The organism is Rhodococcus sp. Q, assembly GCF_005503035.1.
In the GTDB taxonomy this organism is placed as follows: Bacteria; Actinomycetota; Actinomycetes; order Mycobacteriales; family Mycobacteriaceae; genus Rhodococcus_G.
This window is the reverse complement of sequence record NZ_SCOY01000001.1, coordinates 289,373-306,666: the sequence shown is the minus strand read 5'-3', so window position 1 is coordinate 306,666 and position 17,294 is coordinate 289,373. Positions and strand designations below refer to the sequence as shown.

The window sequence follows — 17,294 nt, the reverse complement described above, 5'->3', positions numbered from 1 at the left end:
ATGTCGGGGGGAATCTGGCTTCTCTTCGCCCTGCCGCTCGCCGGCGCCGCGGTGCTTCTGCTCGCGGGCCGCCGGAGCGACCGGTGGGGCCACCTGCTCGGCTGCGCGACGGCGCTGGCTTCGTTCGGTGTCGCGGTGGCACTGTTCGTCGGCATGCTCGGCCGGGCGGCCGACGACCGGGCGCTGCACGAAACCCTGTTCAGCTGGGTTCCCGTCGCGGGACTTCAGGTCGACTTCGGGCTCCAACTGGACCAACTGTCGGTGTGCTTCGCGCTCCTGATCACCGGGGTCGGCTCGCTGATCCACATCTACTCGATCGGGTACATGCGAGACGACCAGGACAGGCGACGATTCTTCGCCTACCTCAACCTGTTCCTCGCGGCGATGCTGCTGCTGGTGCTGTCCGACAACTACCTCGGCCTGTACGTCGGATGGGAAGGCGTCGGTCTCGCGTCCTACTTGCTGATCGGGTTCTGGCACCACAAGCCGACGGCGGCAGCGGCCGCGAAGAAGGCGTTCGTCGTCAACCGCGTCGGTGACATGGGGTTGGCGATCGCACTGATGATCATGTTCGCCACTTTCGGGACCGTCTCGTACTCGGGTGTTTTCGCGGGAGCCGGGGACGCCACCGAAGCGACGGTGACGGCGCTGGGGCTGATGCTGCTGCTCGCCGCGTGCGGCAAGTCTGCTCAGGTACCGCTGCAGTCGTGGCTCGGGGACGCGATGGAAGGCCCTACTCCGGTGTCGGCGCTGATCCATGCGGCGACGATGGTCACCGCGGGCGTTTATCTCATCACCCGGTCGAACGCGATCTTCGACCTCGCGCCCGCCGCCCGCGCCGCGGTCGTCGTCGTCGGCGCGGTGACGCTGCTGTTCGGGGCGATCGTCGGCTGCGCGAAGGACGACATCAAGAAGGCGCTCGCCGCGTCCACCATGAGCCAGATCGGCTACATGGTGCTCGCCGCGGGCCTCGGGCCGGCCGGGTACGCGTTCGCGATCATGCACCTGCTCACCCACGGATTCTTCAAGGCCGGCCTGTTCCTCGGGGCCGGATCTGTGATGCACGCGATGGACGACGAGGTGAACATGCGCCGCTACGGCGGCCTGCGGAAACTCATGCCGATCACGTTCGCCACCTTCGGTTTCGGCTACCTCGCGATCATCGGCATTCCCCCTTTCGCGGGATTCTTCTCGAAGGACAAGATCATCGAGGTCGCCTTCGGAGCAGGCGGGGTCGAGGGCTGGATCCTCGGCGCCGCGACGCTGCTCGGCGCGGGTCTGACCGCGTTCTACATGACGCGGGTGATGCTGATGACGTTCTTCGGGGAGCGGCGGTGGCGACATGATGCCCACCCCCACGAGTCGCCTGCGGTGATGACGTGGCCGATGATGCTCATCGCGGTGGGCTCGATCGGGTCCGGCTTCCTCCTCGCCTACGGTGGTGCGCTGCAGGACTGGCTCGAACCGGTCGTCGGTGAACATCATGACGAACTGCCGGTGCCGGTGTGGACGATCACCGTCGCCACCCTCGTCATCGTGCTCGCGGGAGTCGCGGTCGCGTACCGGCAGTACGCCGGTGTCGCCGTCCCGGAGGTGGCGCCCGAACCCGTGTCGCGGCTGACTGTCGCCGCCCGGCGTGACCTCTACGGCGATGCGGTGAACGAGGCGGTGTTCATGCGTCCCGGTGACCGGGTGACGCGGGCGCTCGTCACCGTTGACGACCGGGGCGTCGACGGCGTCGTCACCGGAGTCGCCGCGGGCGTCGCGGGAGCGTCGACGCGGGTCCGGAAGCTGCAGAACGGTTTCGTGCGGACCTATGCGACCTACATGTTCCTCGGGGCGGCCGCCGCGGTCGCGATGCTGGCGTTGGTGAGGTGAGCGTGGACGGCTTCGCATGGTTGAGCGCGTTGTGGTTGGCGCCTCTCGTCGGGGCGGGTGCCGTGGCCTGTGTGCCCGCGGCCGGGCGCGTCGCCGCGCGGTGGGTTGCGTTCGCGGCGTCGCTGGTGACGCTGGCCGTTGCCGTGGTGGTCGCGGTGGGATTCGATCCGGGCGGGGAGCGCTTCCAGTTCGTCGAATCGCACTCCTGGATACCGGCGTTCGGCACCCGCTACGAGCTGGGCGTGGACGGCGTCGCGCTGGTGTTGGTGTTGCTCACCGCCGTCCTGGTGCCGGTCCTGCTGCTCGCGGGCTGGCGTGACGGTGATCGGGCGTCGGGGGCGAGACCGGTCCACGCGTACGTCTCGCTGGTCCTCGTCGTCGAGGCGATGGTGCTGATGTCGTTCCTCTCCCTCGACATCCTCCTGTTCTACGTGTTCTTCGAGGCGATGCTGATTCCGATGTACTTCCTCATCGGCAGCTTCGGCGACGCGCGCGGCCCCCGTGCTGCGGTGAAGTTCCTGCTGTACAACCTGTTCGGCGGACTGATCATGCTGGCTGCGGTGATCGGTCTGTACGCGGTCACCGCGGGGGACGCGAGCCCGTTCGAGTCCGGCACCTTCGACTTCCGGGCCATCGCGGACGCCGTCTCGTCCGGCACGCTGGTGATCGACGCGCCCGTCGCGAACGCCCTGTTCCTCGGTTTCATGTTCGCGTTCGCCGTCAAGGCTCCGCTGTGGCCGCTGCACACCTGGCTGCCCGACGCCGCCGTCCACTCGACACCGTCGACCGCGGTGCTCATGATGGCCGTGGTCGACAAGGTCGGCACGTTCGGGATGCTGCGGTACTGCATCGAACTGTTTCCGGACGCCACCAGAACCTTCGCCCCGCTCGTCATCACCCTCGCCGTCGTCGGCATCGTCTACGGCGCGCTCGTCGCGATCGGTCAGACCGACATGATGCGGCTGATCGCGTACACGTCCATCTCCCACTTCGGGTTCATCGTGCTCGGCATCTTCGCCCTCACCAGCCAGGCGCAGGGCGGGTCCGCGCTGTACATGGTGAACCACGGACTCTCCACCGCCGCGCTCATGCTCCTCGCCGGATTCCTCGTCGCGCGCAAGGGGTCCCGCGCGATCGCCGACTACGGCGGCGTGCAGTCCAGCGCCCCGGTCCTGGCGGGGACGTTCCTCGTCGCGGGCCTCGCGACGCTGTCCCTCCCGGGGCTGGCGCCATTCGTCAGCGAGTTCCTCGTCCTGATCGGCACGTTCACCCGCTATCCGGTGGCCGCGATCGCAGCGACCACGGCACTGGTGCTCTCGGCGGTGTACGTGCTGTGGATGTACCAGCGGGTGATGACCGGCCCGGCGCGTGAGGGTGTGCGCGACCTCGGTCGCCGCGAGATCGCGGTGGTGGCGCCGCTGATCGCCCTGCTGTTGGTCCTCGGCGTCTACCCGAAGCCGGCGCTCGACGCGATCACCCCGGCCGTCGACGCGACGCTGACGGCGGTGCACCAGGAGGATCCGGCACCGACGGTCCCGGTCATCGAAGCGGAAGACGGAGGTGGTCATCCGTGAGCAGGTTCTCGACAGCCGCGGCCGTCCTCGCACAGGCCCCGCTGCCCGCACCCGACATCGAGTACAGCCTGCTCATGCCGATGCTCCTCGTGTTCGGTGTCGCGGTGGCCGGGGTGATCGTGGAGGCCTTCGCCCCGGCCCGCGTCCGCTACGGCAGTCATCTCGTACTCTCGCTCGGCGGACTGGTCGCGGCCTTCGTCGCGGTCGTGGCGCTGCGTGACACCCGTGGCACCGCGGTGGCGGGCGCGGTGGTCGTCGACGGGCCGACGCTGTTCCTACAGGGGTCGATCCTGCTGGTGTCCATCCTGTCGATCCTGCTGATCGCCGAGCGTCGCCTCGATCGGGTCGCGGCACGGGACCAGGCCGCGGATGCGTTCACCCCTCAGGCGTCCGTGCTGCCCGGCAGCGTCGCGGAGAAGGAAGCGACCGCGGCCGGGGTGACGCGAACAGAGGTGTTCCCACTGACCCTGTTCGCGGTCGGCGGGATGTTGCTGTTCCCGGCGTCCGGTGACCTGTTGACGATGTTCGTGGCCCTCGAGGTGCTGTCGCTGCCGCTGTACCTGCTGTGCGGCCTCGCCCGCAGGCAGCGGGTGCTGTCGCAGGAAGCGGCACTGAAGTACTTCCTGCTCGGCGCCTTCTCGTCGGCGTTCTTCCTCTTCGGTGTCGCGTTCCTGTACGGCGAGGCCGGGACGGTCCAGCTGGTGGGCATCGCGGAGGCCACGGCGACCGGAGGGACCACGTTCGCCCTGATCGGCACCGGACTGCTCGCGGTGGGCCTCCTGTTCAAGGTCGGAGCCGTGCCGTTCCACACCTGGGTACCCGACGTCTACCAGGGGGCCCCGACACCGATCACCGCATTCATGGCCGCTGCCACCAAGATCGCGGCGTTCGGTGCGATGCTGCGCGTCCTCTACGTCGGGGTGCCGGGACTGCGGGACGACTGGCGTCCCCTGCTGTGGGCGGTGGCGATCCTGACCATGGTGTTCGGGTCCGTGCTCGCCGTCACCCAGACCGACGTCAAGCGAATGCTGGCGTATTCCTCTGTCGCGCATGCCGGGTTCATACTCGTGGGTGTCGTCGCGGCGGACCGGGCCGGTCTGTCGTCGACGCTGTTCTACCTTGTCGCGTACGGCTTCGGAACGGTGGCCGCGTTCGCGATCGTCGGGCTGGTGCGCGGCCCGACCGGGGAGGCGACGCACCTGTCGCACTGGGCGGGGCTCGGGCGTCGGTCGCCGCTGCTCGCCGGAACCTTCGCGCTGCTGCTGCTCTCGTTCGCCGGTATCCCGTTGACCGCGGGGTTCGTCGGAAAGTTCGCGGTCTTCTCGGCCGCGGCCGGGGCCGGCGGGTGGCCCCTGGTCGTCGTCGGCGTGGTGTGCAGCGCGATCGCTGCCTTCTTCTACGTGCGTGTGATCGTGCTGATGTTCTTCTCCGATCCTCCTGAGGTCGCGCCTGACGTCGTGATGCCGAGCGCGCTCACGACGGTCACGATCGCGGCGGGTGCGATCGTGACCGTGGCGCTCGGGCTCTTCCCCCAGCCGGTTCTCGACCTCGCGGATCGGGCGGCGGATTTCCTGATCTGATCGGCGCGCGAAAACCCACGTGCTGCTGTTCGATTCACGTGCCGGCGTCGACGGATGCCACCGGCGCGCGCATTTGTTACCGATGAGTAGGTTATGCCGACGACACCACACCACAGGCGACCGGCGGGCTCAAGTGCAACACGGGTAAATGTGACCCGATTCATATCCCGGCATGTGCTGGATGGCTTGAGTGTCAACATGATTCAACGCGCAACCAGTTCGGTCCGGTGACAAGTGGCGTCGTAGGCCGTCGAGGCGGCAGTCGAACGCCCAGGCTGGCATCGGTTTCCTGCTCACTGCCGAGGTTGGGGGTCCGGCGCTCTGACTCGAGGCGTCGGCCGCTCGGCGCAGGTGTCTGTTACGCCGCGTCCACATGTTCTCCGAAGTGAATATTCGTATTCATGGACCACACGACTCCGTCGGCGCTGTACATTCCCATGACGCAGCGTGGTTGCCGCACGGATCACGGAGGCCGATGCACGGGGCGGATACGCCCGCCCGAACCGCGAGCAATCGAAATGCACTTGGGAACTTCATAATTCCCCGAATCGTGGACTCCGCGCACCGCGGGCCGTCGGTGCGGGAGTGAACCGGAGGAGCTGCAGTTGATCCATTCACGATTCGAGGCCGTCGGCGCCTACCTGCCGAGCGCCGTCCAGACCACAGACGAGCTGATCGGCCTGCTCGCCGAGAAGCCGTCGTTCGATTTCGAGACCGTCACCGGCGTGCGCGAACGTCGAGTGCGCTCGACATCGCCCGACGACTTCGAGGACTCCTTCGCGCTCGCATCGAAGGCCGCGCGGGCCTGTCTCGACCGCTCCCGCTACGAGGCGGCCGATCTCGACGTGATCATCTCCGTGTCGATCACGCGAAGCAAGGATCGGTCCAAGATCTACTTCGAACCGTCGTTCGCGGCGATGATCGCCAAGGAACTGGGCGCGCGCCGGGCGATCCACTTCGACCTGTCCAACGCCTGTGCCGGAATGCTCACCGGCACTTACCTACTCGACCGGATGATCCGTTCGGGTACCGTCCGCAACGGGATGGTCGTCAGTGGTGAGGCGATCACGCCGATCGCCGAGACGGCGGTCCAGGAGATCGTCGGGGGATACAACCCGCAGTTCGCGTCCCTCTCGGTCGGCGACTCCGGGGCGGCGGTCGTGCTCGACCGATCCGAGGGAGAGGACGACCGGATCCACTACGTCGAGTTGATGACGGCCTCCGAGTACGCGGACGCCTGCCTCGGCATGCCGTCCGACCGGACCCAGGGCGTGGCGCTGTACACCGACAACCGTCGCATGCACAACGAGAGTCGATTCCTGCTGTGGACCGACACCCAGCGCAACCACCTGGCCGCGCAGGGTCGGACCTTCGCCGACGAGGAGTTCGACTTCATCATCCACCACCAGTTCGGTGCCTCCGCGATCACTGCGATGAACGCCCTCGGAGAACGTGAGTTCGGCACCCCGATGCCCGACTCCCCTGGGGTCGTCGACAAGTACGGGAACACCTCGACCACCAGTCATTTCGTTGTCCTGCACGACCAGATCGAGCAGAAGCGGATGCCGGCGGGCTCGAAGGTCCTGATGATCCCCGCGGCGTCCGGCATCGTCACGGGATTCCTGTCCGCAACCATCTCGTCCCTGGAGGCCTGACGTGGGTGTCGTCATCACCGCAACGGGCGCCGTTCGCGGCGCCGAGAACATCAGCGCAGTCGACGGAGCCGCCCGCGCCGCGCGCGACGCGCTCGCGGCGGCATCCGCTGCGCCCGAGTCGGTGGGGGTGCTCGTCAACGCGGGCATCTACCGCGACTCGAACATGGTCGAACCGGCAATGGGAGCGTTGATCCAGAAGGCCGCGGGGATCGGCCTCGAGTACGACGAACACGACCCGCGGTCGTTCTCGTTCGATCTGATGAACGGGGCGTGCGGGGTGCTCAACGCCGTTCAGGTCGCGTCCGCGATCCTGGTCACGGGCAGCACGGGCCGGGTCCTCGTGGTGGCCGGCGACACCCACCCTTCCCTGACGGGCGTCGACGCGACCGAGGAGTTCCCCTACGCGACCGCCTCGGGTGCTCTGCTCCTCGAACATGTGGACGGCCCGGACGGTTTCGGACCGCTCCACACCGAACTGGCGGACGGCCCGGTCGCCGTCGAAGGCTTCGTCGACACCGCGACGATGGGCACCACCGGCCGGTCCGCGATGACCGTGCTGCGGGCGGACGATGCCGAGCGTCGCATCCTTGATGTGGCCGTGACGGTCGGCGCCCGCGCGCTGGCCGATGGCGTCGACCCGGCCACCACGGTGCTGATCTCGTCGCGGCCGACCCCGGGATTCCGTGCCGCGCTGTCCGCGAAGCTCGGCGTCCCCGAACTCGACCGCGGCGGCGAGAACGCAGACGACGTGCACACGGCGACGATCCCGCTCGACTATCACCGGGCGATCGAGTCGGGTCGCCTCGACGGCGTACGGACCGTTCTCATGGTGGCGGCAGGCGCGGGCCCGAGCGCCGCGGCCTGCCTGTATCGCCTTCCCGAACCGGGTACTCGGTGAGCGCATCGGTCGGCACGGCGTGGTTCGACGCCGTCGGTGACCATGCCCGGCGTCGCCCGGACGCGCCCGCCGTCAGTTACGCGGAACCTGCCGCGCGAGGCGCGCTTCCCGAGTACACGGGCATCTCGTTCGCCGAACTGTCGGAGTGGTCGGACGTCCTGGCCCGGAAGTTCGCCGAGTCCGGGATCGGACGCGGCGATCGCACGATCGTCCTGATCAATCCCGGACCGGAGCTGTACGCGGTCCTGTTCGGCCTGTTCAAGGCCGGTGCGATCCCGGTGGTGATCGACCCGGGCATGGGCCTGCGCCCGATGTTGCGGTGCCTGTCCGCGGTGGATCCGCAGGCGTTCGTGGGGATCCCGCAGGCGCACGCGGTGCGGGTGCTGTTCCGGCGCGCGTTCCGCGGCGTGCGGGTGCCCGTCACGGTCGGACGCCGCTGGTTCTGGGGCGGACGCACACTGGCCGAGTTCGGGCGTGTCCGGAACGGGAGTGTTCAGTCCGAGCTAACGACGCCGGTCGACGCGTCCGCGCCGGCGATGATCGCGTTCACCACCGGATCCACCGGACCGGCGAAGGCCGTCGAACTCACCCACGGCAACCTCGCGGCCATGCTGGAGCGTACCCAGGCGCTGACGGGTGCGACCGACCGCGAGGCAGCGTTGGTGACCCTGCCCGTCTTCGGTGTCCTCTATCTCCTGATCGGAACGGGTATCGTTCTGCCGCCGCTGATTCCGAGCCGGGTCGGTTCCACCGATCCCGCACATGTCGTCGACGCGGTCACCCGTTTCGACGTGCGGACGCTGTTCGCGTCGCCCGCGGTGCTCGCGCCACTGCTCGCGCACTGCCGTGAGCACGAGGTGCGGCTACCGTCGATCAGGGCGGTGTTCTCGGGCGGTGCCCCCGTCCCGGACACCGTGATCACCGGTCTTCGCGGCATCCTGTCCGAGGATGCCGACGTCCACGCGGGATACGGTGCAACCGAGTCGATCCCGATGTCGTCCATCGAATCCAGGGAACTCGCTTCCGGACTCTCGGACGGGACCAGGCGCGGTGCGGGCACCTGCATCGGACGACCCGTCGAGGGGATCGACGTCCGGCTCGTCGCGATCACCGACGACCCCATCGGTGGGTGGGACGATGCAGCGGAACCGGCGGACGGCGTCGGTGAGATCGTGGTGACCGGACCGAACGTCAGCGTGCGGTACCACTGGCCCGACGCGGCCAATCTACTCGGCAAGATCGTCGACGGTGAGCGGGTGTGGCATCGCACGGGCGACATCGGCTGGATCGACGACGAGGGCCGGATCTGGTTCTGCGGGCGCAAGTCCCAGCGGATCGTCACCGGGGACCGCACACTCCACACCGTTCAGGTGGAGCAGATCTTCAACACCGTCGACGGCGTGGCGAGAACGGCACTCGTCGGAGTCGGCGCGCGTACACAGCAGCGTCCGGTGGTGTGTGTCGAGGTCGAGTCCGGTGCCGACATCGAGGCCGTGCTCGCGCGCCTGCGGACGCACGGGGCAGATTTCGACCTGACGAACACCATCGACACCTTCCTGGTGCATCCGGGTTTCCCCGTCGACATTCGGCACAACGCGAAGATCGGGCGGGAGTCGCTCTCGGTATGGGCGGACAGACGACTGGACGGCTCTCGACTGGGGCGGTGGCGCCGATGAGGACCGCGGCGCTCCGTGCCATACCCGTACTCGGGTGGCTGTATCTGGCCTACGGGCTGATGGTCGCGGCGAAGGGTCGGCCGATCCGACACCGTGTGGCGCGCGGTGCCTGGTGGCTGGACGCGTTCCTCAGCGTCGTCGTGCACGCCGCGCAGATCCCGGCGGCGTTGCGCGCCGCGGGAGGAGCGCGGTCGCCGCTCTCCACAGCCGTCCTGACGATGGTGTTCGGAATGACCTGGTGGAAAACGCAACCCACCATGGAAGGAGAGGATGCGCCGTGAAGGTGCTCGTGACCGGTGCCTCCGGATTCCTCGGCGGTCGCCTTGCCCGGAGGCTCGTCGACGACGGCGAGCACGACGTCTCCATCCTGGTGCGGCGGACCAGCAGCCTCGTCGACCTCGGTGACACGTCGGCGATGCGGATCGTGCACGGCGACCTGAACGATCCCGAGTCGCTCGCCCTGGCCACCCGGGGGATCGACATCGTCGTGCACAGTGCGGCACGGGTCGACGAGCGCGGAGTCCGAGCGCAGTTCGAGCGGGAGAACGTCGAGGCCACCCGGGTTCTGCTGCGCACGGCGCGTGAGAACGGCGCCCAGCGATTCGTGTTCGTCTCCAGTCCGAGTGCGGTGATGGACTACGACGGCGGCGACCTGATCGATGTCGACGAATCCGTGCCGTACCCGACGCGCTTCCTGAACCTCTACTCCGAGACGAAGGCGGCGGCCGAGCAGGAGGTCCTGGCCGCGAACGGCGACGGATTCGTCACGTGTGCGCTGCGGCCGCGGGCGATCTGGGGTCCCGGCGACCGGTCCGGTCCGATCGTGCGGCTGCTCGGGCGTGCGCAGGCAGGGAAGTTGCCGAACCTCTCCGGTGGCCGGGACGTCCTCGCGTCGCTGTGCCACGTCGACAACATCGTCGACGCGTGCGTGAAAGCCGCGGCATCGGACCGGGTGGGTGGACGTGCCTACTTCGTCGCCGACGCCGAGGTGACGAACATCTGGCCCTACATGGCCGAGGTGGCACACGAGTTCGGATTCGGGATCGCCGAGCGCACCCCCGATCTGCGGGTCGTCGGCGCGATCGTCCGGGTTCTCGACGCCGTGTGGAAGATCCCCTACCTCGCGACCCGCTGGTCGCCGCCGCTGTCGATGTACGTGCTGGCGTTGATGACCCGGTCCGCGACGTTCGACACCTCCGCTGCAGCAGCAGATTTCGGGTACGTTCCCGTCGTCGACCGGGCGAGCGGGATGGCGGAGTTCCGTTCCTGGGTCGAGGAGCAGGGCGGCATCGCCGACCTGACCCGTCACCTCAAGTAGTACTTGCCGTCCCCCACCACGAAGGGTCTGCCGTGACCTCCACCCTCCATCGGTTCGAACGCCCGATCTCGGCCACCGAGCGGCTCTACCTCGCCGGTCGGCCGCTCGCCGAGCCGTTCGCGATCCAGCTCGTCGTCTCCGGTTCGGGAGTGCTGGACGCCGACCGTCTGATCGATGCGGTGACCCGTGCCAGTGACGCCTGCCCCGGTGCCCGGCTGCGCCGCGACGGCGACCGGTGGGTGGACTCCGGTGTCACCCCGCCCGTCACGGTCCAGAGCGGAGCCGGCATCGACTTCGGCGCGATGGACACCGATCCCGTGCTCACCCGTGATCTCGGCGCCGACGGCGACGGCACCGCGGAAGTGGTGCTCGTGAGCGGATCCGACACGTCCACGGTCGTGTTCCGCGTGTTCCACGGAGTGATGGACGCCCGCGGGCTGGCGTTGTGGGCGGCGGACGTGTTCCGCGTCCTGCGCGGCGAGGAACCGGTCGGTGCGGCCGACCCGACCGCTGACCACGACCTCGTCGCCCGGCTCGGACAGCGGGGCAAGCCGACCACGCTGATTCCGACCCGCAGGTCACCGCTCGGGGCCAGCGGACGCCCGCCGAAGGATCGCCCGTTCCTGTGGCGGCATCGGACCGTCCCCGGCGCGGCCGCCGCAGCGGTCGCCCGGATCACGGCCGTGCTGGCCGATGTCGTCGGATCGCAGATCCGGGTGATGATTCCCGTCGACCTGCGCAGGCACGACCCTGCCCTGCGCTCGACCGCGAACCTTGCCCTGCCCCTGTTCCTCGATGTCGATCCCGGTGAGTCGTGGTCGCAGGTGCACGCGCGGATCCTCGTCCGCATGACGGCACGGCGCGAGCTCGCCGAGATGGACAACGGAGGGCTCGCACGCCTTCCGGGGGCCGTGGCCCGCACCGTGCTGCGCGGCGCGCACCGGATCGGGGCTCAGGCGGATCGAAACGTGGTGTCCGCCCTGGTGTCCCATGCGGGCCAGGTGTCCACCGCGGATCTGTCCGTACCGGGATTCCGTGTCACCGCGGTACGTGCCGTCCCGGTACACACCGGGCTGGTGCCGGTGTCCTTCGTCGTCCTCGAATGTGACGGGACGACCGAGATCACCGTGTCGTGTCGGGCCGGCTCCGGAGTCGGTGTGCGGCTGGAGGCGGTCCTCGACCGGATCTCGGATGAGCTGACGGCCTCCGACGGGCAGCTGCCGGGCGGGGTACTCGCGCCCGCCGCCTCGGGAGGCCCGGCGGCGAGCACGGGCACGGCCGACTCCCGATTCCGGGAGCATGCGGTCGCGGCGCCGGACGCGGTGGCGGTGAGCTCGCCGGACGGCGAGTACACCTACCGCGAACTCGATCGTCGCGCCGACGCGATCGCCGCGGCTCTTCGCGAGCGCGGGGTGGACCGAGGAGACATCGTCGCGATCCTCGCCGGTCGTAGCGTCGCTGCGGTGGCGGCGCAGCTCGGGGTGCTCCGCGCCGGGGCGGCGTTCCTCGCTCTCGACCCCAAGCATCCGGCGGAGCGGCGCGCGGGCATCGTCGCCGACTCGGGTGCGGCGGTGCTGCTCACCGAGCGTGATCGCGTGGACGCGGTGCCGTCGGACGTCCCGGTCCTGGTGCTCGACGACCTGCCGGCCGAGGCGCCGGAGCCGGTGCGCGTGGCGATCGACGGGGACGACCTCGCGTACGTCACCTACACGTCCGGGTCGACGGGACGTCCCAAGGGTGTGCGCGTCCCGCACTCCGGTGTCGTGCACTTCGTCGACGGGGTCACCGACTGGTACGGGCTCGGATCGGACACCCGGTTCGCACACCACCACACGCCCGCCGCGGACATGGCGTGCGCCGCGTTCTTCGCACCGCTGTTGACGGGTGGCGCCGTCACCCTGGTTCCCGACGACACCTCGCACCTGTCGCTGCGGCACATGCTGTGCGAATCCGGGTCGAACACCTTCCTTTTCACGCCGAGCCTGCTCGAGGTGGTGCTGCGGCTCGGCCTGGATCCGGGTTCGGTGCGGACCGTCGTCATCGGCGGCGAGCAGCTCTCGCCCGCGCTGGCGGCTCGGGCCCGGCAGTTCTTCGGACCCGACGTGCGGTTGCTCAACAGCTACGGTCCCGCCGAGGTGAGCGTGGTGTGCACCACCCACGTGATCGGCGTGGACCCCGACCCCGACTCGGGGACGGTTCCGATCGGTACGCCCACTGCCGGCACCGATGCGTACCTGCTCGACGACGACGGCGCTCCGGTGGCGGCCGGTGCAGTCGGCGAGCTGTACCTGGCCGGACCGCAGCTGGCCGACGGGTACCTCGGTCGCCCGGACCTGACCGCGGACCGGTTCGTGGATCTCCGCGACTGTGTACGGGCCTATCGGACAGGTGATCTCGCGCGTCTGCTTCCCGACGGGTCCCTCGACTTCGTCGGACGCGTCGACGGACAGGTCAAGGTGCGGGGCAACCGTGTCGAGCCCGGCGAGGTGCGGGCGGTGCTGGAACGGTGCCCCGGGGTCGGCGCCGCCGCGGTGGTCGGCAGACGGACGGACACCGGCGGCGTCCTCGACGCCTACGTCGTAGCATCAGGCAGGTTCGACGAGGCGGCACTGCGGGCGTTCCTGGCAGAGCGGCTTCCCTCGTACATGGTCCCCACGCACTTCCGCCAGGTGGAGGAACTGCCGCTGACCGACAACGGGAAGCTCGACGTGTCCCGCCTTCCCGGTGCCACGGCGGACGACGTGTCGCCCTGGGGTGAACCGGGCCCGGCCGCCGGTATCCCCGGTGGTTCGGAGACCGCGGAAAACTGTGCTGTGGACGAGGATCTGGAACGAATCGCCGCGATCTGGGCGACCGTGCTGTCCATCGACCCGGTGTCGATCACCCCGTCCTCCGACTTCTTCGCGCTCGGCGGCGACTCCCTCGCCTCGCTGGAGATGCTCGCGCAGGTGTCGCGCACCGTGGTCGGTCCGGACGGCGAGGCCGCGTTCGTCGCGCGACTGGAAGGCCTGGTGCAGCAGATGACGCTGGCACGGGTTCTCGAGGCGGCGGTCGCGGCCCGCCAGGGTGTGGAGGCGCCGTGATCTTCATCGGCAGGGGCGCGCTGCTGTGGCGAGCGGTGCGCAGCGCGCAGGCCGCGGGGCATCGGATCGACCTGGTGTGGACCGATCCGGACGAGACGGTGCCGGACGGTGTCCCGGTGCTCACCGGATCCGACGTGAACAGCGCGTCGGATGCGGTGTTGGCGACGTGCACCGACGGCGTCGTGTGGTCGGTCAACAATCCGACGATCCTGCGGGCACCGATCGTCGAATCGGGACTGCGGGTGCTCAACATTCACAACGGGCCGCTCCCGGCCTACCGTGGACGGCCCGAGATCGCCATCGTGCACGCGCTGCTTGCCGGTGAGAGTTCCTATGCCGCAACGCTGCACGAGGTCGACCTGGGTGTCGACACGGGCGCGGTTCTCGCTGTCGAGGAGTTCGGGATCGGTCCGGAGGACACCTTCCAGGACGTGATGATGGCGGGATTGCGTGCCTGTCACATGCTGTTCGAGCGCGCTCTGCCCGAGGTGTTCGCCGGAACGCTGACGCCGCTGCCTTCGTCCGGCGACCGGGGTGGCTATCACGGCCTCCGCGACCTCGCCGAACTCGATGCGCACCAGGACAACCCGCGCTACTCCCGCGCGAGTGCGCTCGGTGTCTTCGCGCCGCACTATCCGGAACTGGCGGCGGCGTTGGCCGTGGGGACACGGCCGTGACCCGGTGGTCGGCAGTGGTCCTGCGGCGGCCCTGGCTGATTCTCCTCCTGACCGCGGGCCTCGTGGTCGCCGCGGGTGCCTGGGGTTCCACCGTCGGGGACAGGCTCGGTACGGGTGGGTACGCCGACCCCGGCAGCGAGTCGATGCGAGTCGAGAGGCTGGTCGAGGAGAAGTTCGGGCGGCAGAGCCCGGATGTCGTCGTCGTGTACTCCGCTCCGCCCGGAGCGACCGTCGACGACATCGGCCCCCGGGTACAGGCCCAGCTCGACACCGTCGATCCCGCACTGCTGAGCCGGCCCGTCGTCACGCCGTGGAACACGCCCCCGGTGGCGCAATACCTGCGGTCGGAGACAGGTGACCGCGCGCTGGCCCTGGTCTTCGCAGCGGGCGACGAGAACCAGCGTCTCGCAGCCTATTCCGAGCTCGCCGAGCACCTGATCGTGCCCGGTGTCTCGACCGAGCTCACCGGGTTCGCTGCGGTCGCGGACTCGGTGAACACGCGGTCCGAGCGGGACCTGCTCCGCGCCGAGGCACTGTCGTTGCCGCTCACCCTCGTCGTGCTCGTCCTCGTGTTCGGTGGGCTCGTCGCGGCGTCACTGCCGGTCGCGGTCGGTGTTCTCGCGATCCTCGGCGCGCTCGCGTGCCTCCGGGTGGCTTCGTCGTTCACCGAGGTCAACGTGTTCGCGGTGAACATCGCCACCCTGCTGAGCCTCGGCCTGGCGATCGACTACGGACTGTTCGTCGTCAGCCGCTACCGCGAGGAACTCGGCAGCGCCGACCCCGCGGTCGCGCTGACCCGCACCCTCGCCACGGCGGGACGCACCGTCGCGTTCTCCTCGCTGCTGCTGGTGTGCGCGTTCGCGGGCACCCTCGTGTTCCCGCAGGCATCGCTCCGGTCACTCGGTTTCGGCGCGATGTCCGCGGTGGTCATGGCGGCGGCGATGTCGCTCACCGTGCTGCCCGCCGCTCTCGCGCTGCTCGGCCACCGGATCGGGGCGGGCAGCTGGCGCCGGGACGCCTTCGGCCGCGGTCAGGCGCGCGCCGCGAGGTTCTGGGAACGGGTGACGCGAGCGGTGCTGGCCCGACGCGGCCTCGTCGCCACGTCCATCACCGCGATATTGCTGATCCTGGCCATTCCAGTGCTCGGCGTGAAGCTCACCGACATCGACCACACGGCATTGCCTGCCGGCGACCCGGCGCGCGTCGCGGTGGAGCGGGTCGCGGCGGAGTTCCCGGCCGCGGGCAGCGGTGTCGTCGTCGTGGCCCGGGGGACCGACGGTCGGGCGCCCGCCGCGTTGGACGTCGAGGAGCTTCGACGCCGGATCGCGGCGGTCGACGACGTCGCCGCCGTCGTGGTCGGCGGGACGCGGGACGACGTCACCGTCCTGAAGGCGCAGCTGACGGTCCCGGACCGGTCGCAGCCGGCGATGGCGGTGCTCGACGAGATCCGGGCACTCGACGTCCCGGACGGTGTCGAGGTGATGCTGGGCGGCGAGAGCGCCCTGACCGCGGACGGCGTGGACGCGATCGTGGACCGGTTCCCGCTGATGGTTGCGATCATGGCGCTCGCGACCTTCGTCCTGCTGCTGATCGCGTTCGGGTCGGTGCTGCTGCCGGTCAAGGCCGTGCTCGTCGCGGCGCTGAGCCTCGGGGCCACGTTCGGGATCCTGACCTGGGTGTTCCAGGAGGGGTACCTGGCGGGACTGCTCGGCGTCAGTACCGGGCCGCTGGCCGCAGGGATGGCGGTGCTGGTGGTCGCGGTGGTGTTCGGCCTGTCCACGGACTACGAGACCTTCCTGATCTCGCGGATGGTCGAGGAGCACCGCGCCGGCGGAGACACGGAGTCCGCCGTCCTGGCGGGTGCCGTTCACACCGGACGGGTGGTGACCGCGGCCGCCGGGCTGCTGATCCTGGTGACCGGTGCGTTCACGCTGTCGTCCCTGACGCCGATGCGGTTTCTCGGTGTCGGGATGATCGTCGCGCTCGTCATCGACGCGACGCTCGTCCGGATGCTGCTCGTACCCGCGCTGGTCGCGTTGATGGGACGCGCCAACTGGTGGCCGTGGGGAGGAGGCGAGGTCAGGGTGGCGAAGCGACCCCGAAAGGTGGGAGTCGAGAGCCGCGCGTGACCTTTCCGAGATGGGTTCCGACCCCTTGTGCTTGCGTACTCGGGCCTGGCGGAGTGAGAAGGCGCTCACAAGGCATGTGATCTGGCTCACAATAACGTAACGATAACGCGATCGTTCGCGATGCGTACTTCCTGGGGTCGACCAGGGAGAATCAACTGTACGAAAGTCCGAACCTGGACGAGTGACACAGACGGCGACACCGAAAGTGCCTGGTTTCCAACGATGCTGGCCCGCCGTACTGTCGTTAGCGGCTCGGAGATCAGGAGCCACCGCCGGTCCGATACCGAGACTGCCCCGCGGACACCGGCCACGAGCACCACACCCCTCAGGGGCAGCGTCGAGGCTATCGCGACCAGATCGCGACGCCACATCCCACTCCATTGCACGGCCTCGAACGCGGCCAGCGAAAGGAAACATCTCGATGACCACCTTCACCCGTACTCACAACACCGCTGCCACGAAGGCCAAGAAGGCCCTCGGCTGGGCGGCAGTGACGGGCGCACTCGTCGCCATCCCGATGGGCCTCGCCACCGGCACCGCCAGCGCCAACGACTGGGATGCGGTCGCACAGTGCGAGAGCGGCGGCAACTGGTCCACCAACACCGGCAACGGCTACGGCGGCGGACTGCAGTTCACCGACAGCACCTGGGCCGCCAACGGCGGCACCGGATCCCCCGAGAACGCCTCGCGCGCAGAGCAGATCGCGGTCGCGGAGAATGTCCTCGCAACCCAGGGCCCCGGTGCATGGCCGGTGTGCGGCCAGTACCTCTGAGCCGCAACCTGATCGAGTTCCACCCAGGCGCCTGACGCAGAACGGCCGCGGCCG

At 69.2% G+C, this 17,294-nt stretch carries 11 protein-coding genes and 1 pseudogene; all 12 read left to right on the top strand.

What is annotated here, in order from left to right:
• Positions 1-1,878, top strand: a complete 1,878-nt coding sequence (nuoL, locus tag FFS72_RS01490) for an NADH-quinone oxidoreductase subunit L (RefSeq protein ID WP_137872267.1) — start codon at positions 1-3, stop codon at positions 1,876-1,878.
• A 2-nt stretch (positions 1,879-1,880) separates the two neighbouring features.
• Positions 1,881-3,452 (top strand): NADH-quinone oxidoreductase subunit M, encoded by a 1,572-nt coding sequence (locus FFS72_RS01485; RefSeq protein ID WP_137872266.1) that lies wholly within the window; start codon positions 1,881-1,883, stop codon positions 3,450-3,452.
• A 74-nt stretch (positions 3,453-3,526) separates the two neighbouring features.
• A complete protein-coding gene (gene nuoN, locus FFS72_RS01480) occupies positions 3,527-5,032 on the top strand; it encodes an NADH-quinone oxidoreductase subunit NuoN (RefSeq protein ID WP_249353082.1) in 1,506 nt (501 codons plus the stop codon).
• Positions 5,033-5,637: 605 nt separating this feature from the next.
• The gene (locus FFS72_RS01475) at positions 5,638-6,687 is read left to right on the top strand and encodes a 3-oxoacyl-ACP synthase III family protein (protein ID WP_137872264.1); all 1,050 of its coding nucleotides are present in this window, start codon (positions 5,638-5,640) and stop codon (positions 6,685-6,687) included.
• A 1-nt stretch (position 6,688) separates the two neighbouring features.
• Complete coding sequence (locus FFS72_RS01470) at positions 6,689-7,585, top strand: beta-ketoacyl-[acyl-carrier-protein] synthase family protein (RefSeq protein ID WP_137872263.1); 897 nt, start codon at positions 6,689-6,691, stop codon at positions 7,583-7,585.
• Positions 7,582-9,261: a fatty acid CoA ligase family protein gene (locus FFS72_RS01465; RefSeq protein ID WP_137872262.1), complete on the top strand. Its 1,680-nt coding sequence runs from the start codon at positions 7,582-7,584 to the stop codon at positions 9,259-9,261. Before FFS72_RS01470 ends, FFS72_RS01465 begins: the two co-directional genes overlap by 4 nt.
• A complete protein-coding gene (locus FFS72_RS01460; RefSeq protein WP_137872440.1) occupies positions 9,258-9,542 on the top strand; it encodes a hypothetical protein in 285 nt (94 codons plus the stop codon). The genes FFS72_RS01465 and FFS72_RS01460 overlap by 4 nt, the downstream gene beginning before the upstream one ends.
• Positions 9,539-10,579: an NAD-dependent epimerase/dehydratase family protein gene (locus FFS72_RS01455; protein ID WP_137872261.1), complete on the top strand. Its 1,041-nt coding sequence runs from the start codon at positions 9,539-9,541 to the stop codon at positions 10,577-10,579. The genes FFS72_RS01460 and FFS72_RS01455 overlap by 4 nt, the downstream gene beginning before the upstream one ends.
• 32 nt (positions 10,580-10,611) lie before the next feature.
• Positions 10,612-13,662, top strand: a complete 3,051-nt coding sequence (locus FFS72_RS01450; protein WP_137872260.1) for a non-ribosomal peptide synthetase — start codon at positions 10,612-10,614, stop codon at positions 13,660-13,662.
• Positions 13,659-14,339 carry a formyltransferase family protein gene (locus FFS72_RS01445; RefSeq protein WP_137872259.1) on the top strand — a complete coding sequence of 227 codons (681 nt, stop codon included), beginning with the start codon at positions 13,659-13,661 and terminating at the stop codon, positions 14,337-14,339. Before FFS72_RS01450 ends, FFS72_RS01445 begins: the two co-directional genes overlap by 4 nt.
• Positions 14,336-16,468 carry an MMPL family transporter gene (locus tag FFS72_RS01440; RefSeq protein WP_137872258.1) on the top strand — a complete coding sequence of 711 codons (2,133 nt, stop codon included), beginning with the start codon at positions 14,336-14,338 and terminating at the stop codon, positions 16,466-16,468. Before FFS72_RS01445 ends, FFS72_RS01440 begins: the two co-directional genes overlap by 4 nt.
• 421 nt (positions 16,469-16,889) lie before the next feature.
• Positions 16,890-17,237: pseudogene (locus FFS72_RS01435) on the top strand (transglycosylase family protein); the annotation flags it as partial.
• Between the last annotated feature and the right edge of the window lie 57 nt (positions 17,238-17,294).